General features: G+C 60.1%; 16 protein-coding genes. 4 read left to right on the top strand and 12 right to left on the bottom strand.

Annotation, left to right across the window (positions count from 1 at the left end):
* Positions 1 to 129 precede the first annotated feature (129 nt).
* From PDMSB3_RS07595 to PDMSB3_RS07560, 8 genes are all read right to left on the bottom strand, one after another.
* Positions 130 to 543, bottom strand: coding sequence for a hypothetical protein (locus tag PDMSB3_RS07595; protein ID WP_011487826.1), 414 nt, complete (start codon positions 541 to 543; stop codon positions 130 to 132).
* Entirely contained in the window at positions 540 to 1,328 is a 789-nt protein-coding gene (locus tag PDMSB3_RS07590; RefSeq protein WP_165185625.1) for a hypothetical protein, read from the bottom strand. Before PDMSB3_RS07590 ends, PDMSB3_RS07595 begins: the two co-directional genes overlap by 4 nt.
* A gap of 110 nt (positions 1,329 to 1,438) precedes the next feature.
* Positions 1,439 to 1,816 carry a hypothetical protein gene (locus PDMSB3_RS07585; RefSeq protein ID WP_165185623.1) on the bottom strand — a complete coding sequence of 126 codons (378 nt, stop codon included), beginning with the start codon at positions 1,814 to 1,816 and terminating at the stop codon, positions 1,439 to 1,441.
* Positions 1,813 to 2,082 carry a hypothetical protein gene (locus PDMSB3_RS07580; RefSeq protein ID WP_165184126.1) on the bottom strand — a complete coding sequence of 90 codons (270 nt, stop codon included), beginning with the start codon at positions 2,080 to 2,082 and terminating at the stop codon, positions 1,813 to 1,815. Before PDMSB3_RS07580 ends, PDMSB3_RS07585 begins: the two co-directional genes overlap by 4 nt.
* Complete coding sequence (locus PDMSB3_RS07575) at positions 2,079 to 2,945, bottom strand: hypothetical protein (protein WP_165185620.1); 867 nt, start codon at positions 2,943 to 2,945, stop codon at positions 2,079 to 2,081. Before PDMSB3_RS07575 ends, PDMSB3_RS07580 begins: the two co-directional genes overlap by 4 nt.
* 920 nt (positions 2,946 to 3,865) lie before the next feature.
* Positions 3,866 to 4,051, bottom strand: coding sequence for a hypothetical protein (locus PDMSB3_RS07570; protein WP_232064136.1), 186 nt, complete (start codon positions 4,049 to 4,051; stop codon positions 3,866 to 3,868).
* Between the two features lie 131 nt (positions 4,052 to 4,182).
* The gene (xerC, locus tag PDMSB3_RS07565) at positions 4,183 to 5,238 is read right to left on the bottom strand and encodes a site-specific tyrosine recombinase XerC (protein WP_165185612.1); all 1,056 of its coding nucleotides are present in this window, start codon (positions 5,236 to 5,238) and stop codon (positions 4,183 to 4,185) included.
* Complete coding sequence (locus PDMSB3_RS07560; RefSeq protein ID WP_165185610.1) at positions 5,223 to 8,252, bottom strand: CHC2 zinc finger domain-containing protein; 3,030 nt, start codon at positions 8,250 to 8,252, stop codon at positions 5,223 to 5,225. Before PDMSB3_RS07560 ends, xerC (PDMSB3_RS07565) begins: the two co-directional genes overlap by 16 nt.
* A gap of 135 nt (positions 8,253 to 8,387) precedes the next feature.
* Here PDMSB3_RS07560 and PDMSB3_RS07555 point away from each other — a divergent pair, with 135 nt between their 5' ends.
* Together PDMSB3_RS07555 and PDMSB3_RS07550 are read left to right on the top strand one after the other, a co-directional pair.
* A complete protein-coding gene (locus PDMSB3_RS07555) occupies positions 8,388 to 8,723 on the top strand; it encodes a helix-turn-helix domain-containing protein (protein ID WP_165187421.1) in 336 nt (111 codons plus the stop codon).
* Positions 8,724 to 8,839: 116 nt separating this feature from the next.
* Complete coding sequence (locus PDMSB3_RS07550; protein ID WP_165185607.1) at positions 8,840 to 9,070, top strand: SymE family type I addiction module toxin; 231 nt, start codon at positions 8,840 to 8,842, stop codon at positions 9,068 to 9,070.
* Positions 9,071 to 9,242: 172 nt separating this feature from the next.
* Here the strand turns inward: PDMSB3_RS07550 and PDMSB3_RS07545 are convergent, their stop codons facing one another.
* The 4 genes from PDMSB3_RS07545 to PDMSB3_RS07530 all read right to left on the bottom strand — a co-directional run bounded on the left by PDMSB3_RS07545 (position 9,243) and on the right by PDMSB3_RS07530 (position 15,374).
* The gene (locus PDMSB3_RS07545; protein WP_165185617.1) at positions 9,243 to 10,067 is read right to left on the bottom strand and encodes a hypothetical protein; all 825 of its coding nucleotides are present in this window, start codon (positions 10,065 to 10,067) and stop codon (positions 9,243 to 9,245) included.
* Positions 10,068 to 10,987: 920 nt separating this feature from the next.
* Positions 10,988 to 11,173 carry a hypothetical protein gene (locus tag PDMSB3_RS07540; protein WP_232064136.1) on the bottom strand — a complete coding sequence of 62 codons (186 nt, stop codon included), beginning with the start codon at positions 11,171 to 11,173 and terminating at the stop codon, positions 10,988 to 10,990.
* A gap of 131 nt (positions 11,174 to 11,304) precedes the next feature.
* Positions 11,305 to 12,360, bottom strand: coding sequence for a site-specific tyrosine recombinase XerC (gene xerC, locus PDMSB3_RS07535; RefSeq protein WP_165185612.1), 1,056 nt, complete (start codon positions 12,358 to 12,360; stop codon positions 11,305 to 11,307).
* Positions 12,345 to 15,374: a CHC2 zinc finger domain-containing protein gene (locus PDMSB3_RS07530; protein ID WP_165185610.1), complete on the bottom strand. Its 3,030-nt coding sequence runs from the start codon at positions 15,372 to 15,374 to the stop codon at positions 12,345 to 12,347. The genes xerC (PDMSB3_RS07535) and PDMSB3_RS07530 overlap by 16 nt, the downstream gene beginning before the upstream one ends.
* A gap of 135 nt (positions 15,375 to 15,509) precedes the next feature.
* Here PDMSB3_RS07530 and PDMSB3_RS07525 point away from each other — a divergent pair, with 135 nt between their 5' ends.
* Together PDMSB3_RS07525 and PDMSB3_RS07520 are read left to right on the top strand one after the other, a co-directional pair.
* Positions 15,510 to 15,845, top strand: a complete 336-nt coding sequence (locus PDMSB3_RS07525; RefSeq protein WP_165187421.1) for a helix-turn-helix domain-containing protein — start codon at positions 15,510 to 15,512, stop codon at positions 15,843 to 15,845.
* A gap of 116 nt (positions 15,846 to 15,961) precedes the next feature.
* Complete coding sequence (locus PDMSB3_RS07520; protein WP_165185607.1) at positions 15,962 to 16,192, top strand: SymE family type I addiction module toxin; 231 nt, start codon at positions 15,962 to 15,964, stop codon at positions 16,190 to 16,192.
* Positions 16,193 to 16,347 lie beyond the last annotated feature (155 nt).

The raw sequence follows: 16,347 nt of genomic DNA, 5'->3' as shown, positions 1-16,347 counted from the left end.
GTTTGTCCTGTTCCGCCTGGTCGCCGTTCGCCTGTTTTGCTATCGCGCTCTTTTCATCCGGGTGAAGTTGTCTGTTGAACCGAACCGTATTGCTACCGCCCGTAGGAGTCGCACCGAACGTTATCGCCGTCATTGATTTGCTATCCGTTCGGACAGGCCCGTCGCTAAGCGTTCAAGACTCTCGGCATTGCCCCACAGGACAACGCGAATACCCTCTAGATCTACCGTCAATTTCCCCCGTTGCACATACTTCTCCTGTACCAGCCGAACGTCTTTGTAGGAATACGACCGCGCAGTTATAAAACACACAACAAGATGCTGCTCGTAAACGCTGAATCTATAAAACGCGCCCCCTGAACGGAAAGCCGACTGACCGAACGATGCGATGACGCGCGCTTGCGCAATAAGCTGGCCGGCGCTTCTATCAGCTATTCGCGAAATTGCGGGCAGTAGAACAAAGACCACAATTACGCCGACAATCAGCAATCCAATCACGACCGCCCCTGCTGAAGGGCTAAGCGTTGTCTGAAAGAATGGTTTCATCGCTTCACCGGAGATTGATAGGTCGGATCGACCGAAGCGTTGACAGGTGTACTGAAGCCCGCGCCGATACCGACTGAAACACCATTTATGTAGCGCGTCGCGTCATACCAGGATTTTTCCTGCCACGCCGTTACATTACTCGGGACTACTTGGACGCCAAAGTATTTGCCAATGCCCACCCCGACCGACGTTGGACCTGAATAACGCGAATCGCCCGAAAAATTGATGCTCGCTCCGAAATCCCCCAAACTACCGATTGTGACGTCCGGCTTAAGCGAAGCCGAATCATCGCTCGGCGTGTACGAGAAATTCGGCCCGACAGCAATTCCTGGAGAGACCGGCACGTGAAAGCCCGCCTGCACGGTAACGTCGGGATTGCTGCGTGGATCTGAGTTGGGCATGCCGGCCGCACATTCAGCCGTAATGCAGCCATTTGCCGCCGGAGTGAACGGCCCAGTAGCATCGATCCTTGGCCCGGCTGCATTTTGGGTAGATGGCGCATTCCAGCTATACGGCGAATTTGAGCCGCCCGTGTTCTGGGTAATCAAGTCTTGCAGCGCTTTTGATGGTGTCGCCAACATCGACGGATCTTGCACCAGATAACTCCCCGTGCTGTCCGCCACCAGCTTCATCCCGGCCGTGTCATAAACCGCACCCGCAGGCGTACCCGCGTTCAACGGCACAACGACGCCCGTCGCAGCGATCTCACCATATTGGCTATTGTTCGCCCCACGCATGGCGTTTTCGATCTGTGCCGCCGTGATCGGCGAACCATCAGGGTTCATCAGCCCTTGATCCTTTGCCGCCGCTGCAATCTGCTGTGCCTTCGTTTTTTTCGGGCTGATGTAGTTGCCGGTTGTACATGTCTGTTTCCCGCAGCTGCACCTGCATCGTTTCAGACCAACTCACGACCATTCCACACCGAAATTGTGCCAGCGATGGCAACGCCGCACGTCAATACCGGATGTAGGTTGGGTCGCGCAGCTGTCGCTAGCGCAGCAACGCCCGTGTTGATGAGGAATATGCCCGAAGCAATGCGCCAGACTAGGCCTGTACAGCGATTCAGGCACCGAGCCAGCAAGGCGTACTCGACAGTAAAATAAAGTATCTTGGTGATCCCATTATTGGTCGTCGAGACGCGCTGCGTTGTCGGGGCTTGCGGGGCGAAACCAAGGGGAACCACTAAGGTTGCCGCCATAAGCGCAGCCACCACCTGCAGGATCGAGGACAGGTGGAGTATCAACTGTGCGACGCCGAATTTCGTTCGCTTCATTTCGGTTCATCGTGCTTATCGTCTTCGGTTTTGTAGCTCTCGCGCGCCTTTTTGTAGCTGTTGTCGAAGGGTTTGATGTTAAGCATGTGGGCGCGACTAGAAATTCCGCCTAAAGCCATTAGCCCAAAGCCCAACAGGAAAGCCGCCATCCTGGGCACGCGCGGCAACCAATCGAGCGCGAGGCTCATTCCAAATGCGGTAAGGCCTACCACGAACAACGTAATGCGTACCCAGCCAGAGAAATTTCCCGCCTCAACAAATTTCATTTCCTTGTCCCATTCGCATTTACATTGAATATCGAATTGGATTGACGAGTTATCCAATCTTGGATTTGTGTCGAATATGGAGCGTTGTTTAGTGCCGTTGCGGCTCCATTGACCACCAACGATGCTGTCGGAGCGCGGTCCGCTGCGATCTGGCCTGCTAGTGCTACTACGCCTTGATATGTGTACTGTCCGACGTTAGGCCGAACCAGTTGCGATACCCCGTCTGCGGCAATGCCTACTACCGTAGCACCAAAGGCAATTTCACCGAAAGCAGGGGCCAATGGAGACGGTGATACTGCGCCGGTGGCCGCAGCAGAACTGATCCATCCGGCAGTGTTAGAAACCATTGAGGCCGTGTCGGCGCTCGTATTCCGCATGAAGTCCGCGTCCGACTTATCGAACTTCGTGAACGGACCGGTGATATTAATCGAGCCGCTTCCAGTCTGTTGATACGTGAACTGGCTCGGCACTCCACCCGCCGAAGCGCTGTTGTAGTTGGCCAGAATATACGACTGCAACTGCGGATCGGCCTGCGCCGTGACTTGCGTCAGAATCGGTTTGCCGTCTGCCGTCGTCCCGCCCGATATCCATTGTGCGCCCGGGTCCGTCGGCATTTGACCAATAAGTGTAGTCGGCGCGCCAGATTCACTTGTCCCATTCACGCTTACACCCATGATACGAAGCTGGTCTTCGACCTGTGCCTGCGTGTACGTGCCGCCGCTCTTGTCCGCGATCTGCTTCGCCAACGTCTTTTCTTCAGGGTGTAGTTGTCTATTGAAGCGAACACCACATCCCGACACGCCCGCCGTTGTCGATACAGGTTTTCTCCTGACGCGACAGGCACTTGCAAACGGGTTTTCCATGATGCGCGTTTCCATCCGCAATTTTTTGCCCCGACGCGGGTTCTGGCCAGAAGGCGCGAGTTTGCCAGAGGACGCATTACGTCCATCTCAATTACATCGCATCACGAAGCAATCTCATCCCGCCTGGTTTGACGGCGCACGCAGTGCGACGGCAAACCAGGCGGAACAGGGCCGTTGTGCTCCACTGTTCCACAACCGCGCTGACCGTTGTTACGCGGTAACGACGCCTCGCTTACCCCGGGCGCTTACTCCGTCAAGGCCGCGCGCGAGCGCGCCGGAGGGCAGCCTTGACGGCCACCAGGGTTCTACGCTCGGCTATGCGGTGCAAGACGACTCGGCGGCTTGCACCGCATGCGAAGCACGCTTTTGCTTTTGTGTGAGGGGTTTGTTTTCCGTTACGCAGTAACGGCACATTGGGGGAGCCCCCTGGGGGCGGACGGGGAGGCAGGCTGCGAGCACGGAGCGAAGGCCGCACCGCGGCCGCAGCCCGAGCGCAGCAGACGCACCGGGTGGGCGGGGTTCACACCACCGACCGGCCGCGGCGCGCCCCCCTGACTTTTTCTTGCGCGTAGCGCCATGCCTGGCTTTGTTGGTACGCCAGGTTTCTGGCCGGTTTATGGCCCTGACTTACTGGTGTGCGCAACGCGCACCCGGCGGGCCGGGGGCGCCAGACATAACGCAAATTAGCACCGTTTGGCGGGCCGGCAGAGGCAACGGCTGGCGCGATGACGGCCCGCCAAACGGTGCTAATTTCCCAGCGGTTATGTTAAATGGGCCGCAGGCCCATTTACCCCCGGCCCTCCAGGTTTCCGGCCGCAAGGCCGCGCTTGCCTTTTACGTTCTTCACTTCCTCCCGGCGCGTCCCGGTCGCGTTCATGTCGATGGACGTTACCGCGTAACGCGCATCCATTGCCTGACCGTTATCCGCCCGTCACGCACATGCCGGTCTGCGCGCCGAAGTACGCGTCCCACTCCGGCGTGTCGAGTTCCATGCCCGCGAGCACCCGGTCATCTTCCGTCTTCACCAGACGCTCCAGCATGTCCCGTTTCGTTACGCCGTAACGTCGCGCGAGCCGCTCCAGTCCCAGCGCAACACCCGTACTCACCCAGACATTCAACCTCCGCTCGCCATTCCCGTCAGTACACGCCTGCAACCGCTTCGCCCTGTATGCCGCCTGTCTTTCTGCCACTGTCTTCGCCATCGCCTGCGCCTCCATTCGCGTTACCGCGTAACGCCTTACTCCGACTTCCCATACACCCGATGCAGCAACCGCATCGGCTTCACTTCATCAATCTGTTCCCGGTCCTCGCGACGCTCCAGCCGCGCCGGATGCGTCGCCGTATGAATCTCCTTCAGCGCCCGGATCGCCACCTGCGTATAGACCTGCGTGCTCGTCAGTTGCGCGTGGCCGAGCATCACCTGCACGAAGCGCACATCCGCACCGTTTTCCAGCATCAGCGTGGCCATCGTGTGACGGAACAGGTGACACGATCCGCTCTTGTTCACGCCCGATCGTTTGATGTAGTCCGACACCATCAACCCCATACTGCGCGTGCCGATCGAATCTCCCGTCACCGCCAGGAACAGCACGCCCTCATCCTCGGCCAGCGACAGTTGCGGCCTCACTTCATCCAGATACTTCCTGATCCACGCCAGCGCACGCGCGCCGATCGGTATTAACCGGTCACGGCTACCCTTACCCTGGCGGATCATCACCGTCCCACGATCAGCGTCAACGTCATGCACATACAGGTTCACGAGCTCCGCACGCCGGATGCCGGTGCTGTAGAACGTCTCCAGGATCGCCCGGTCACGGATGCCCAGCGCGCTCGACACGTCCGGCACATTGAGAACCCGTTCAGCCTCTTCCGCGCTCAGAATGTGCTTCGGCAACCGCTTCTCGACGCGCGGCATGTCGATATCCGCCGCCGGGTTCGACAGGATCCTGTTCTGCTTCACCAGCCACCGGAACCACAGCTTCACCGGCACCAGCCGCATATGCTGGCTGCGCCCCGACAGCGCCTCGCCGTTCGCCTTGCGGTACAGGAACAGATGCCGTTGATAGCGCTCCAGGATCGGGCGCGTCACTTCCTGCGGCCGGCTCACCCCACGCTCATCGCACCACGCGATGAACCCGCGCAGATGCGTCTCACGATGCACTACCGTTTCTTCGCTGTAGTTGCGCACCCGCATCCATTCGAGGAACGGACGCATCTGGTGATACAGGCTTTGCGCATCGTCGGCCGGGCCAATTACTGGCAACGGCGCACGGGGTGTCAGCCGTTTGCGCATGAGGAATCCTTAACAACGCGGGCTAAAGAAGGGCTGCCCGTATTTCCGTAGATAGTTGCGTTCCCGTTCACCCCGACCGGTTCGCCGCCTTCGCCTTGTGCCGCCTGGCTTTGAGCCTGATTGCCATGCCCTGACATGGGGGTAATTTGACCCTGACTTGAGGCTGACCTGCGCACCGTTGACCCTGACTTGCGTTCATCGTTATCGAGTTCTTCCGGCTCAATCAGTCCGGCGAGTCTTGGCTCGTCATCGGCCGCGCCGTCATACATCAGCTCGTAATGCAACTGATGCCCACGACTGCCGCCGTGAACCAGCAGGTATTCAAGATCAGCCAGACGCGTGCAATGGATTTTCAGTTGACCGTCGCTCCAGCGCGTGTAGTCCCGTATGTCCCGCCGTGTAAAGCGCACCTCGCGCGACTTCACATGTTCGCGCTCGCCGCGCTCATTCACCATTGCATGAATCAGGCGCAGCAGCCGCCGCGTCTGCGGCGGCAATTCATCGAGCGTGCGTCCCAGCACCTCGTGTGCGATCCGGTTCGCCAGCGCAATATCGGCCTTCGTGACTTCGATGTACGTCAGCGCCTCGCCGCGATGCGTGACCGTCCTGTGTGGCCGCTGGTACTGGTGCAGCAGCGCGATCGAGCGGATCAGCGTCAGGTACTTCATGTGATCGCGCCGCATGCGCGTCTTGTCGTCCATGAACGTCAACTGCTCTGCATACGGATTGACCACATGCACCGGCTTCAGCAACCGCTGCGCGTTGCGATGCAGGTCAATGATGTGCTGTTTGTCCGTCTCGGCCAGCAACCCTTCGAGCGTCTGTTTCGCCCGCTGCCGTGCGTGGATCTCGCGCGTCTGCTCACGGCTCTCGTTGATCGTCAGCACCAGGCACCGGTTCAGCAATTCCTCGTCGACGTCGATCGCGGTCGTCGTGAGCATGAGCATCACAGGACCTTTTACGCGGTACTGCTTCGTCACCAGGTTACCCGTCGCCTCATCCTTGCCCGTCGATGCAATCGTGAGCTCACCGTCGCTTTGCAACAGCTTCAGCGCATACGCCGCCTGACGCACGCCTTCCTCTTCGGCAATCGCCAGAATCTTGTGTTGCAGGTCCGTCTCGCCCAGGTAGAACAGACTCTGTCCGGTCATGGCGCTGTACTGGATCCGTTCCTCGTCCGGCATCAGGTCAAGCACTGCATCCATGAGGGAACTCTTGCCCGCCGCGCTGCTCGACTGGATCAGCACGGCTAGCGGCGCATCGAGCTTGCGCGACACCGCCGACAGATACCCGGCCAGCAGGTTCGTCGCTTCCCCCACCACACCGCAGCGCGCCATATCCGCTTCAAGCCGTGCAATCAGGTCCGGCGCCTTCAGCCACTCCAGCGCTGCCGCGTGTTCAACAGCGTCCAGCGTCACGCCTTTTTCTTTCGGCGCGAGCGACGTGCGGATCGCTTCGTCCTGCAACGTCTCCAGCTTCAGCAGCACGCGCCCGAGATCTCGCTTGAGCGTGTCTTCCTGTGAGCCAAGCTCGACAGCCGCCGCCTTCAGGAACAACCCGCGTGCCTTCGCGCTGTACACATCGAGCGTATCGACGTGATACGTCTCGCCGCGCCGCACCTGCGCATTCACCCGCATCTGTTCTGGCCCAAGGTTCTTCTGCCAGCCACGGATACGCCATACGCGCTCGCTAAACGTGAACAGCAGTTCACCGCCTTCCGTCTGCTTCACGTCGAGCTCGTCCGTCTGCGCGGGCTGCACCTCTTCCTTAGTTGCCATCTCTGTGGCTGGCGTAACCGCTTCACCTGGCACAGCAATAGCAACTAAAGAGGAGGCAGGTTGAACGTCCGTCACTTCCTCAACCGGCACCGGTTCAACCTGCGCCGCAACCGCTGGCCGCTTGCCCTTGCCAATCCATTCGGCCTGCTGCAACAGCACCCCAAGGCTCTTTTCCGCCGGCGCAACCTTCCTCGCGTAATCGTTCACGTCCATCCCCTTCGGGAACAGCACACGCCATGTCTCGATCCCCGACTCGCGCAACGCCGTACCGAGCTTTTCCGCCCCAGCATTGCCCGCGTCATCACGGTCGTAGGCGATCCACACCCGCTGCGTGCTGTGCCGTTTCAGTGCCGCCCAATGGTCCTGCGTGAACCCGTTCACCCCGAACGCTGCGATCACGTTGCGATGCCCCGCACACCAGAACGTCAGCGCATCGATCAGCGCCTCGCATACGATCACTTCACGGCTGGCAACCAGCGCCACTTCGTTCCACACACCGGCTAGCGGCAGCGACAGATACAGGTGCTTCGGCTGGCCCGCCGGGATCTTGTTACCCGGCGCGATCCGTCGCCCGTACATCTGTTTTACTGCACCTGACTCAAGATCAAACACCGGCACCACCAGGCACCCGTTCAGGTGCTCATGGCCAGACTCGCGATACACCCCAACACGCTGCAACTTCGCACGCACGTCACGGCCTTCCTTCGCATACCCCGGCGGCAGCCGGTACGTCAGACTCTTGTTGGCATAGCCGAGCCGGAACGTGTCGATCATTTCGCCGTGAACCAGCCCGCGCTGGGTCAGATACGCCTGCGCCTCCGGACTCTGTTTCAGCGTCTCGTGGTACGTGCTGGCCACCTGGCCCAGCAGCACCACTTCATCGGCATCCGCAGCTAAGGAGGCAAGCGGGCGCGTAAAACTCAGCTTGACCCCAACCTTGTCCGCCGCAGCCAGCGGCGCATCGTTACGCAGTAACTGCACCGCGTGCGGCAAGCTCACGCCCTGGGTTTTCATGACCCAGTCCAGCACCGTGCCCGACGCGTTGCAGCCGAAGCAGTGGTACACGTTCTTCGCTTCTGACACCGACAGGCTCGGCGTGTCCTCTTCATGGAACACGCAGCGCATGACCCAATCGCGGCCGCGCTTTTTCAGCGCGTGACCTTGCGATTCGATCAGCCGCACCAGCGACACTTCGCGCTTCAGTCTGTCCAGCTCGGCTTGCGGAATACGCGGCATGAATCGTCCTTCTGGCTAAAATCTGTCAATACTCTTTTGAGGTTTTATTTTAATACCTTATAATGTATCTGTCTGCAACAGATTGAGGGACCGGGGAATACAGTCATGGCATCCGCAACACTTTGGTTCCTGCCCATGAACTTCCCCGCACGCCTGATTCAGGTGCGCAAATCCCGCGGCCTTACCCAGCAAGAGCTGGCCGAGGCCGCGACGCTGCACGTCAATCAGGTTCGTCGATATGAAGCAGGGTCGGCTCAACCGACCTTAGAAGCCCTGACGCGTCTGGCACAGACGCTCAATGTCAGCCTTGATGAACTGGTGTTTGATGAGAACGAGCGCGGCCCGTCCGATGACCTGCGTTTGCAGTTCGAGGCAGTTAGCCAGATGCCCGACGAAGACCGCAACATCATCAAGGCGCTGCTCGATGGAATGATCCTCAAGTACCGCGCCAAGCAGATCATCAGCGGCTAGGCAAGCCGTTACGACCGAACAACAGCAGGAGAACTGATGTAAACGAAGCGCGGGCGGTGAATGCTACCAACACTCATCGCCCGCTGACCACCACCAACTCAATAGAGGAGTTGATCATGGCTAATGCCAATCTTAAAGCATTGCACACCCATCCCGAGCGACACGCCACCGTCCAGCAGATCATGCGCTGGCGGCCCTCGCCGAAACCGGGCAGGGACTGGCGTACACCCACGTTCTTTCCGTGGCTTCGCATCGCCGGCATCTGGCTTGAGCAGGCCGGCTTCCCGCCCGGCCAGCGTGTGAGGATCGAGGTTCAGCACGGCAGGCTCGTCATCACGCCGGATTGAACGACTCCGCAAACAACAACCCCGGCCGCAGCCGGGGTTGTTGCTTCAGCTAAAGAACACGTTCTTTATCACCACGTACACGATAAACCCCATCATCGCAGTGAAGGCGCACCACCAGACGACTTTTTGCAATCGCGTCTTTGGCGTTGATGTAATCGAAGGTCCCATATTGCTACCACTTGATTCCGGTTTTGCCTTGATCGTTAGAGAAGCCCCAACCCACTGACGCAGGGTTGTCGGTCTTGCCCACATTCGTACCTGCACCGAATCCAATGACGGTTGCAGTCCCATTCCCAGGTGACACCATAATACCGCCGCCCAAACCACCATATAGAGCGGAGCCACCTCCTGCATATCCGCCGGCGAAGTTGTTCGTCTGCCCTGGTCGGACCGATGTCGTGTTGAGATAACCAGCGGAAACATTGACACCAGCGCCTACGGAATTCGGAATGCCCAAATTCACACCGTACCCAAAGAACGCATTCCCATCACGCGTGAACGTCCCCCACGCACTGCCCACGAAGTAGTCCACCTGGAAGTTCACCATGTCCGGCGCTCGGATCAAGCCCGGATTCGAGCCAGTGGTGGTTGGCTGGTACGACAGTCCGCTATCCTGCGCCCCCTTTGCAATATATGCCTGCAAATCGGGATCGCCCGGCCCAAGGCTTTGCGCCCACACCTGTTGTCCCGCCTTGTTCACGCCATAAGGTTGCCAGTCGGTTCCATCCTGCGGCTGCACGCCAGTGGCCACCCGAACACCACCCGATTCAGTTTGCCCGTTCACCGTCAGGTCCATCCGCGCCATCTGGTTTTCCACGTCCTGCTCGCTGTACTTGCCGCCGCTCTCGTCGGCCAGCTTCTTCGCCAACGTCTGTTCCTTGGCCTTGCTGTCCTCATGCAACTGCCGGTTGTACCGAACACCACATCCCGACACGCCCGCCGTTGTCGATACAGGTTTTCTCCTGACGCGACAGGCACTTGCAAACGGGTTTTCCATGATGCGCGTTTCCATCCGCAATTTTTTGCCCCGACGCGGGTTCTGGCCAGAAGGCGCGAGTTTGCCAGAGGACGCATTACGTCCATCTCAATTACATCGCATCACGAAGCAATCTCATCCCGCCTGGTTTGACGGCGCACGCAGTGCGACGGCAAACCAGGCGGAACAGGGCCGTTGTGCTCCACTGTTCCACAACCGCGCTGACCGTTGTTACGCGGTAACGACGCCTCGCTTACCCCGGGCGCTTACTCCGTCAAGGCCGCGCGCGAGCGCGCCGGAGGGCAGCCTTGACGGCCACCAGGGTTCTACGCTCGGCTATGCGGTGCAAGACGACTCGGCGGCTTGCACCGCATGCGAAGCACGCTTTTGCTTTTGTGTGAGGGGTTTGTTTTCCGTTACGCAGTAACGGCACATTGGGGGAGCCCCCTGGGGGCGGACGGGGAGGCAGGCTGCGAGCACGGAGCGAAGGCCGCACCGCGGCCGCAGCCCGAGCGCAGCAGACGCACCGGGTGGGCGGGGTTCACACCACCGACCGGCCGCGGCGCGCCCCCCTGACTTTTTCTTGCGCGTAGCGCCATGCCTGGCTTTGTTGGTACGCCAGGTTTCTGGCCGGTTTATGGCCCTGACTTACTGGTGTGCGCAACGCGCACCCGGCGGGCCGGGGGCGCCAGACATAACGCAAATTAGCACCGTTTGGCGGGCCGGCAGAGGCAACGGCTGGCGCGATGACGGCCCGCCAAACGGTGCTAATTTCCCAGCGGTTATGTTAAATGGGCCGCAGGCCCATTTACCCCCGGCCCTCCAGGTTTCCGGCCGCAAGGCCGCGCTTGCCTTTTACGTTCTTCACTTCCTCCCGGCGCGTCCCGGTCGCGTTCATGTCGATGGACGTTACCGCGTAACGCGCATCCATTGCCTGACCGTTATCCGCCCGTCACGCACATGCCGGTCTGCGCGCCGAAGTACGCGTCCCACTCCGGCGTGTCGAGTTCCATGCCCGCGAGCACCCGGTCATCTTCCGTCTTCACCAGACGCTCCAGCATGTCCCGTTTCGTTACGCCGTAACGTCGCGCGAGCCGCTCCAGTCCCAGCGCAACACCCGTACTCACCCAGACATTCAACCTCCGCTCGCCATTCCCGTCAGTACACGCCTGCAACCGCTTCGCCCTGTATGCCGCCTGTCTTTCTGCCACTGTCTTCGCCATCGCCTGCGCCTCCATTCGCGTTACCGCGTAACGCCTTACTCCGACTTCCCATACACCCGATGCAGCAACCGCATCGGCTTCACTTCATCAATCTGTTCCCGGTCCTCGCGACGCTCCAGCCGCGCCGGATGCGTCGCCGTATGAATCTCCTTCAGCGCCCGGATCGCCACCTGCGTATAGACCTGCGTGCTCGTCAGTTGCGCGTGGCCGAGCATCACCTGCACGAAGCGCACATCCGCACCGTTTTCCAGCATCAGCGTGGCCATCGTGTGACGGAACAGGTGACACGATCCGCTCTTGTTCACGCCCGATCGTTTGATGTAGTCCGACACCATCAACCCCATACTGCGCGTGCCGATCGAATCTCCCGTCACCGCCAGGAACAGCACGCCCTCATCCTCGGCCAGCGACAGTTGCGGCCTCACTTCATCCAGATACTTCCTGATCCACGCCAGCGCACGCGCGCCGATCGGTATTAACCGGTCACGGCTACCCTTACCCTGGCGGATCATCACCGTCCCACGATCAGCGTCAACGTCATGCACATACAGGTTCACGAGCTCCGCACGCCGGATGCCGGTGCTGTAGAACGTCTCCAGGATCGCCCGGTCACGGATGCCCAGCGCGCTCGACACGTCCGGCACATTGAGAACCCGTTCAGCCTCTTCCGCGCTCAGAATGTGCTTCGGCAACCGCTTCTCGACGCGCGGCATGTCGATATCCGCCGCCGGGTTCGACAGGATCCTGTTCTGCTTCACCAGCCACCGGAACCACAGCTTCACCGGCACCAGCCGCATATGCTGGCTGCGCCCCGACAGCGCCTCGCCGTTCGCCTTGCGGTACAGGAACAGATGCCGTTGATAGCGCTCCAGGATCGGGCGCGTCACTTCCTGCGGCCGGCTCACCCCACGCTCATCGCACCACGCGATGAACCCGCGCAGATGCGTCTCACGATGCACTACCGTTTCTTCGCTGTAGTTGCGCACCCGCATCCATTCGAGGAACGGACGCATCTGGTGATACAGGCTTTGCGCATCGTCGGCCGGGCCAATTACTGGCAACGGCGCACGGGGTGTCAGCCGTTTGCGCATGAGGAATCCTTAACAACGCGGGCTAAAGAAGGGCTGCCCGTATTTCCGTAGATAGTTGCGTTCCCGTTCACCCCGACCGGTTCGCCGCCTTCGCCTTGTGCCGCCTGGCTTTGAGCCTGATTGCCATGCCCTGACATGGGGGTAATTTGACCCTGACTTGAGGCTGACCTGCGCACCGTTGACCCTGACTTGCGTTCATCGTTATCGAGTTCTTCCGGCTCAATCAGTCCGGCGAGTCTTGGCTCGTCATCGGCCGCGCCGTCATACATCAGCTCGTAATGCAACTGATGCCCACGACTGCCGCCGTGAACCAGCAGGTATTCAAGATCAGCCAGACGCGTGCAATGGATTTTCAGTTGACCGTCGCTCCAGCGCGTGTAGTCCCGTATGTCCCGCCGTGTAAAGCGCACCTCGCGCGACTTCACATGTTCGCGCTCGCCGCGCTCATTCACCATTGCATGAATCAGGCGCAGCAGCCGCCGCGTCTGCGGCGGCAATTCATCGAGCGTGCGTCCCAGCACCTCGTGTGCGATCCGGTTCGCCAGCGCAATATCGGCCTTCGTGACTTCGATGTACGTCAGCGCCTCGCCGCGATGCGTGACCGTCCTGTGTGGCCGCTGGTACTGGTGCAGCAGCGCGATCGAGCGGATCAGCGTCAGGTACTTCATGTGATCGCGCCGCATGCGCGTCTTGTCGTCCATGAACGTCAACTGCTCTGCATACGGATTGACCACATGCACCGGCTTCAGCAACCGCTGCGCGTTGCGATGCAGGTCAATGATGTGCTGTTTGTCCGTCTCGGCCAGCAACCCTTCGAGCGTCTGTTTCGCCCGCTGCCGTGCGTGGATCTCGCGCGTCTGCTCACGGCTCTCGTTGATCGTCAGCACCAGGCACCGGTTCAGCAATTCCTCGTCGACGTCGATCGCGGTCGTCGTGAGCATGAGCATCACAGGACCTTTTACGCGGTACTGCTTCGTCACCAGGTTACCCGTCGCCTCATCCTTGCCCGTCGATGCAATCGTGAGCTCACCGTCGCTTTGCAACAGCTTCAGCGCATACGCCGCCTGACGCACGCCTTCCTCTTCGGCAATCGCCAGAATCTTGTGTTGCAGGTCCGTCTCGCCCAGGTAGAACAGACTCTGTCCGGTCATGGCGCTGTACTGGATCCGTTCCTCGTCCGGCATCAGGTCAAGCACTGCATCCATGAGGGAACTCTTGCCCGCCGCGCTGCTCGACTGGATCAGCACGGCTAGCGGCGCATCGAGCTTGCGCGACACCGCCGACAGATACCCGGCCAGCAGGTTCGTCGCTTCCCCCACCACACCGCAGCGCGCCATATCCGCTTCAAGCCGTGCAATCAGGTCCGGCGCCTTCAGCCACTCCAGCGCTGCCGCGTGTTCAACAGCGTCCAGCGTCACGCCTTTTTCTTTCGGCGCGAGCGACGTGCGGATCGCTTCGTCCTGCAACGTCTCCAGCTTCAGCAGCACGCGCCCGAGATCTCGCTTGAGCGTGTCTTCCTGTGAGCCAAGCTCGACAGCCGCCGCCTTCAGGAACAACCCGCGTGCCTTCGCGCTGTACACATCGAGCGTATCGACGTGATACGTCTCGCCGCGCCGCACCTGCGCATTCACCCGCATCTGTTCTGGCCCAAGGTTCTTCTGCCAGCCACGGATACGCCATACGCGCTCGCTAAACGTGAACAGCAGTTCACCGCCTTCCGTCTGCTTCACGTCGAGCTCGTCCGTCTGCGCGGGCTGCACCTCTTCCTTAGTTGCCATCTCTGTGGCTGGCGTAACCGCTTCACCTGGCACAGCAATAGCAACTAAAGAGGAGGCAGGTTGAACGTCCGTCACTTCCTCAACCGGCACCGGTTCAACCTGCGCCGCAACCGCTGGCCGCTTGCCCTTGCCAATCCATTCGGCCTGCTGCAACAGCACCCCAAGGCTCTTTTCCGCCGGCGCAACCTTCCTCGCGTAATCGTTCACGTCCATCCCCTTCGGGAACAGCACACGCCATGTCTCGATCCCCGACTCGCGCAACGCCGTACCGAGCTTTTCCGCCCCAGCATTGCCCGCGTCATCACGGTCGTAGGCGATCCACACCCGCTGCGTGCTGTGCCGTTTCAGTGCCGCCCAATGGTCCTGCGTGAACCCGTTCACCCCGAACGCTGCGATCACGTTGCGATGCCCCGCACACCAGAACGTCAGCGCATCGATCAGCGCCTCGCATACGATCACTTCACGGCTGGCAACCAGCGCCACTTCGTTCCACACACCGGCTAGCGGCAGCGACAGATACAGGTGCTTCGGCTGGCCCGCCGGGATCTTGTTACCCGGCGCGATCCGTCGCCCGTACATCTGTTTTACTGCACCTGACTCAAGATCAAACACCGGCACCACCAGGCACCCGTTCAGGTGCTCATGGCCAGACTCGCGATACACCCCAACACGCTGCAACTTCGCACGCACGTCACGGCCTTCCTTCGCATACCCCGGCGGCAGCCGGTACGTCAGACTCTTGTTGGCATAGCCGAGCCGGAACGTGTCGATCATTTCGCCGTGAACCAGCCCGCGCTGGGTCAGATACGCCTGCGCCTCCGGACTCTGTTTCAGCGTCTCGTGGTACGTGCTGGCCACCTGGCCCAGCAGCACCACTTCATCGGCATCCGCAGCTAAGGAGGCAAGCGGGCGCGTAAAACTCAGCTTGACCCCAACCTTGTCCGCCGCAGCCAGCGGCGCATCGTTACGCAGTAACTGCACCGCGTGCGGCAAGCTCACGCCCTGGGTTTTCATGACCCAGTCCAGCACCGTGCCCGACGCGTTGCAGCCGAAGCAGTGGTACACGTTCTTCGCTTCTGACACCGACAGGCTCGGCGTGTCCTCTTCATGGAACACGCAGCGCATGACCCAATCGCGGCCGCGCTTTTTCAGCGCGTGACCTTGCGATTCGATCAGCCGCACCAGCGACACTTCGCGCTTCAGTCTGTCCAGCTCGGCTTGCGGAATACGCGGCATGAATCGTCCTTCTGGCTAAAATCTGTCAATACTCTTTTGAGGTTTTATTTTAATACCTTATAATGTATCTGTCTGCAACAGATTGAGGGACCGGGGAATACAGTCATGGCATCCGCAACACTTTGGTTCCTGCCCATGAACTTCCCCGCACGCCTGATTCAGGTGCGCAAATCCCGCGGCCTTACCCAGCAAGAGCTGGCCGAGGCCGCGACGCTGCACGTCAATCAGGTTCGTCGATATGAAGCAGGGTCGGCTCAACCGACCTTAGAAGCCCTGACGCGTCTGGCACAGACGCTCAATGTCAGCCTTGATGAACTGGTGTTTGATGAGAACGAGCGCGGCCCGTCCGATGACCTGCGTTTGCAGTTCGAGGCAGTTAGCCAGATGCCCGACGAAGACCGCAACATCATCAAGGCGCTGCTCGATGGAATGATCCTCAAGTACCGCGCCAAGCAGATCATCAGCGGCTAGGCAAGCCGTTACGACCGAACAACAGCAGGAGAACTGATGTAAACGAAGCGCGGGCGGTGAATGCTACCAACACTCATCGCCCGCTGACCACCACCAACTCAATAGAGGAGTTGATCATGGCTAATGCCAATCTTAAAGCATTGCACACCCATCCCGAGCGACACGCCACCGTCCAGCAGATCATGCGCTGGCGGCCCTCGCCGAAACCGGGCAGGGACTGGCGTACACCCACGTTCTTTCCGTGGCTTCGCATCGCCGGCATCTGGCTTGAGCAGGCCGGCTTCCCGCCCGGCCAGCGTGTGAGGATCGAGGTTCAGCACGGCAGGCTCGTCATCACGCCGGATTGAACGACTCCGCAAACAACAACCCCGGCCGCAGCCGGGGTTGTTGCTTCAGCTAAAGAACACGTTCTTTATCACCACGTACACGATAAACCCCATCATCGCAGTGAAGGCGCACCACCAGACGACTTTTTGCAATCGCGTCTTTGGCGTTGATGTAA

This window comes from Paraburkholderia dioscoreae (assembly GCF_902459535.1).
Lineage (GTDB): Bacteria > Pseudomonadota > Gammaproteobacteria > Burkholderiales > Burkholderiaceae > Paraburkholderia > Paraburkholderia dioscoreae.
The sequence above is the reverse complement of the archived record's forward strand: the minus strand, read 5'-3'. Positions and strand labels throughout refer to the sequence as shown.

Coding starts and splice junctions, on each gene's coding strand:
- PDMSB3_RS07550 (WP_165185607.1), top strand. CDS start 8,840: ATGGCTAATGCCAATCTTAAAGCATTGCACACCCATCCCGAGCGACAC.
- PDMSB3_RS07575 (WP_165185620.1), bottom strand. CDS start 2,945: ATGGAAAACCCGTTTGCAAGTGCCTGTCGCGTCAGGAGAAAACCTGTA.
- PDMSB3_RS07590 (WP_165185625.1), bottom strand. CDS start 1,328: ATGAACCCTGATGGTTCGCCGATCACGGCGGCACAGATCGAAAACGCC.
- PDMSB3_RS07560 (WP_165185610.1), bottom strand. CDS start 8,252: ATGCCGCGTATTCCGCAAGCCGAGCTGGACAGACTGAAGCGCGAAGTG.
- xerC (WP_165185612.1), bottom strand. CDS start 5,238: ATGCGCAAACGGCTGACACCCCGTGCGCCGTTGCCAGTAATTGGCCCG.
- PDMSB3_RS07530 (WP_165185610.1), bottom strand. CDS start 15,374: ATGCCGCGTATTCCGCAAGCCGAGCTGGACAGACTGAAGCGCGAAGTG.
- PDMSB3_RS07585 (WP_165185623.1), bottom strand. CDS start 1,816: ATGAAGCGAACGAAATTCGGCGTCGCACAGTTGATACTCCACCTGTCC.
- PDMSB3_RS07525 (WP_165187421.1), top strand. CDS start 15,510: ATGAACTTCCCCGCACGCCTGATTCAGGTGCGCAAATCCCGCGGCCTT.
- PDMSB3_RS07555 (WP_165187421.1), top strand. CDS start 8,388: ATGAACTTCCCCGCACGCCTGATTCAGGTGCGCAAATCCCGCGGCCTT.
- PDMSB3_RS07545 (WP_165185617.1), bottom strand. CDS start 10,067: ATGGAAAACCCGTTTGCAAGTGCCTGTCGCGTCAGGAGAAAACCTGTA.
- PDMSB3_RS07520 (WP_165185607.1), top strand. CDS start 15,962: ATGGCTAATGCCAATCTTAAAGCATTGCACACCCATCCCGAGCGACAC.
- PDMSB3_RS07595 (WP_011487826.1), bottom strand. CDS start 543: ATGAAACCATTCTTTCAGACAACGCTTAGCCCTTCAGCAGGGGCGGTC.
- PDMSB3_RS07580 (WP_165184126.1), bottom strand. CDS start 2,082: ATGAAATTTGTTGAGGCGGGAAATTTCTCTGGCTGGGTACGCATTACG.
- xerC (WP_165185612.1), bottom strand. CDS start 12,360: ATGCGCAAACGGCTGACACCCCGTGCGCCGTTGCCAGTAATTGGCCCG.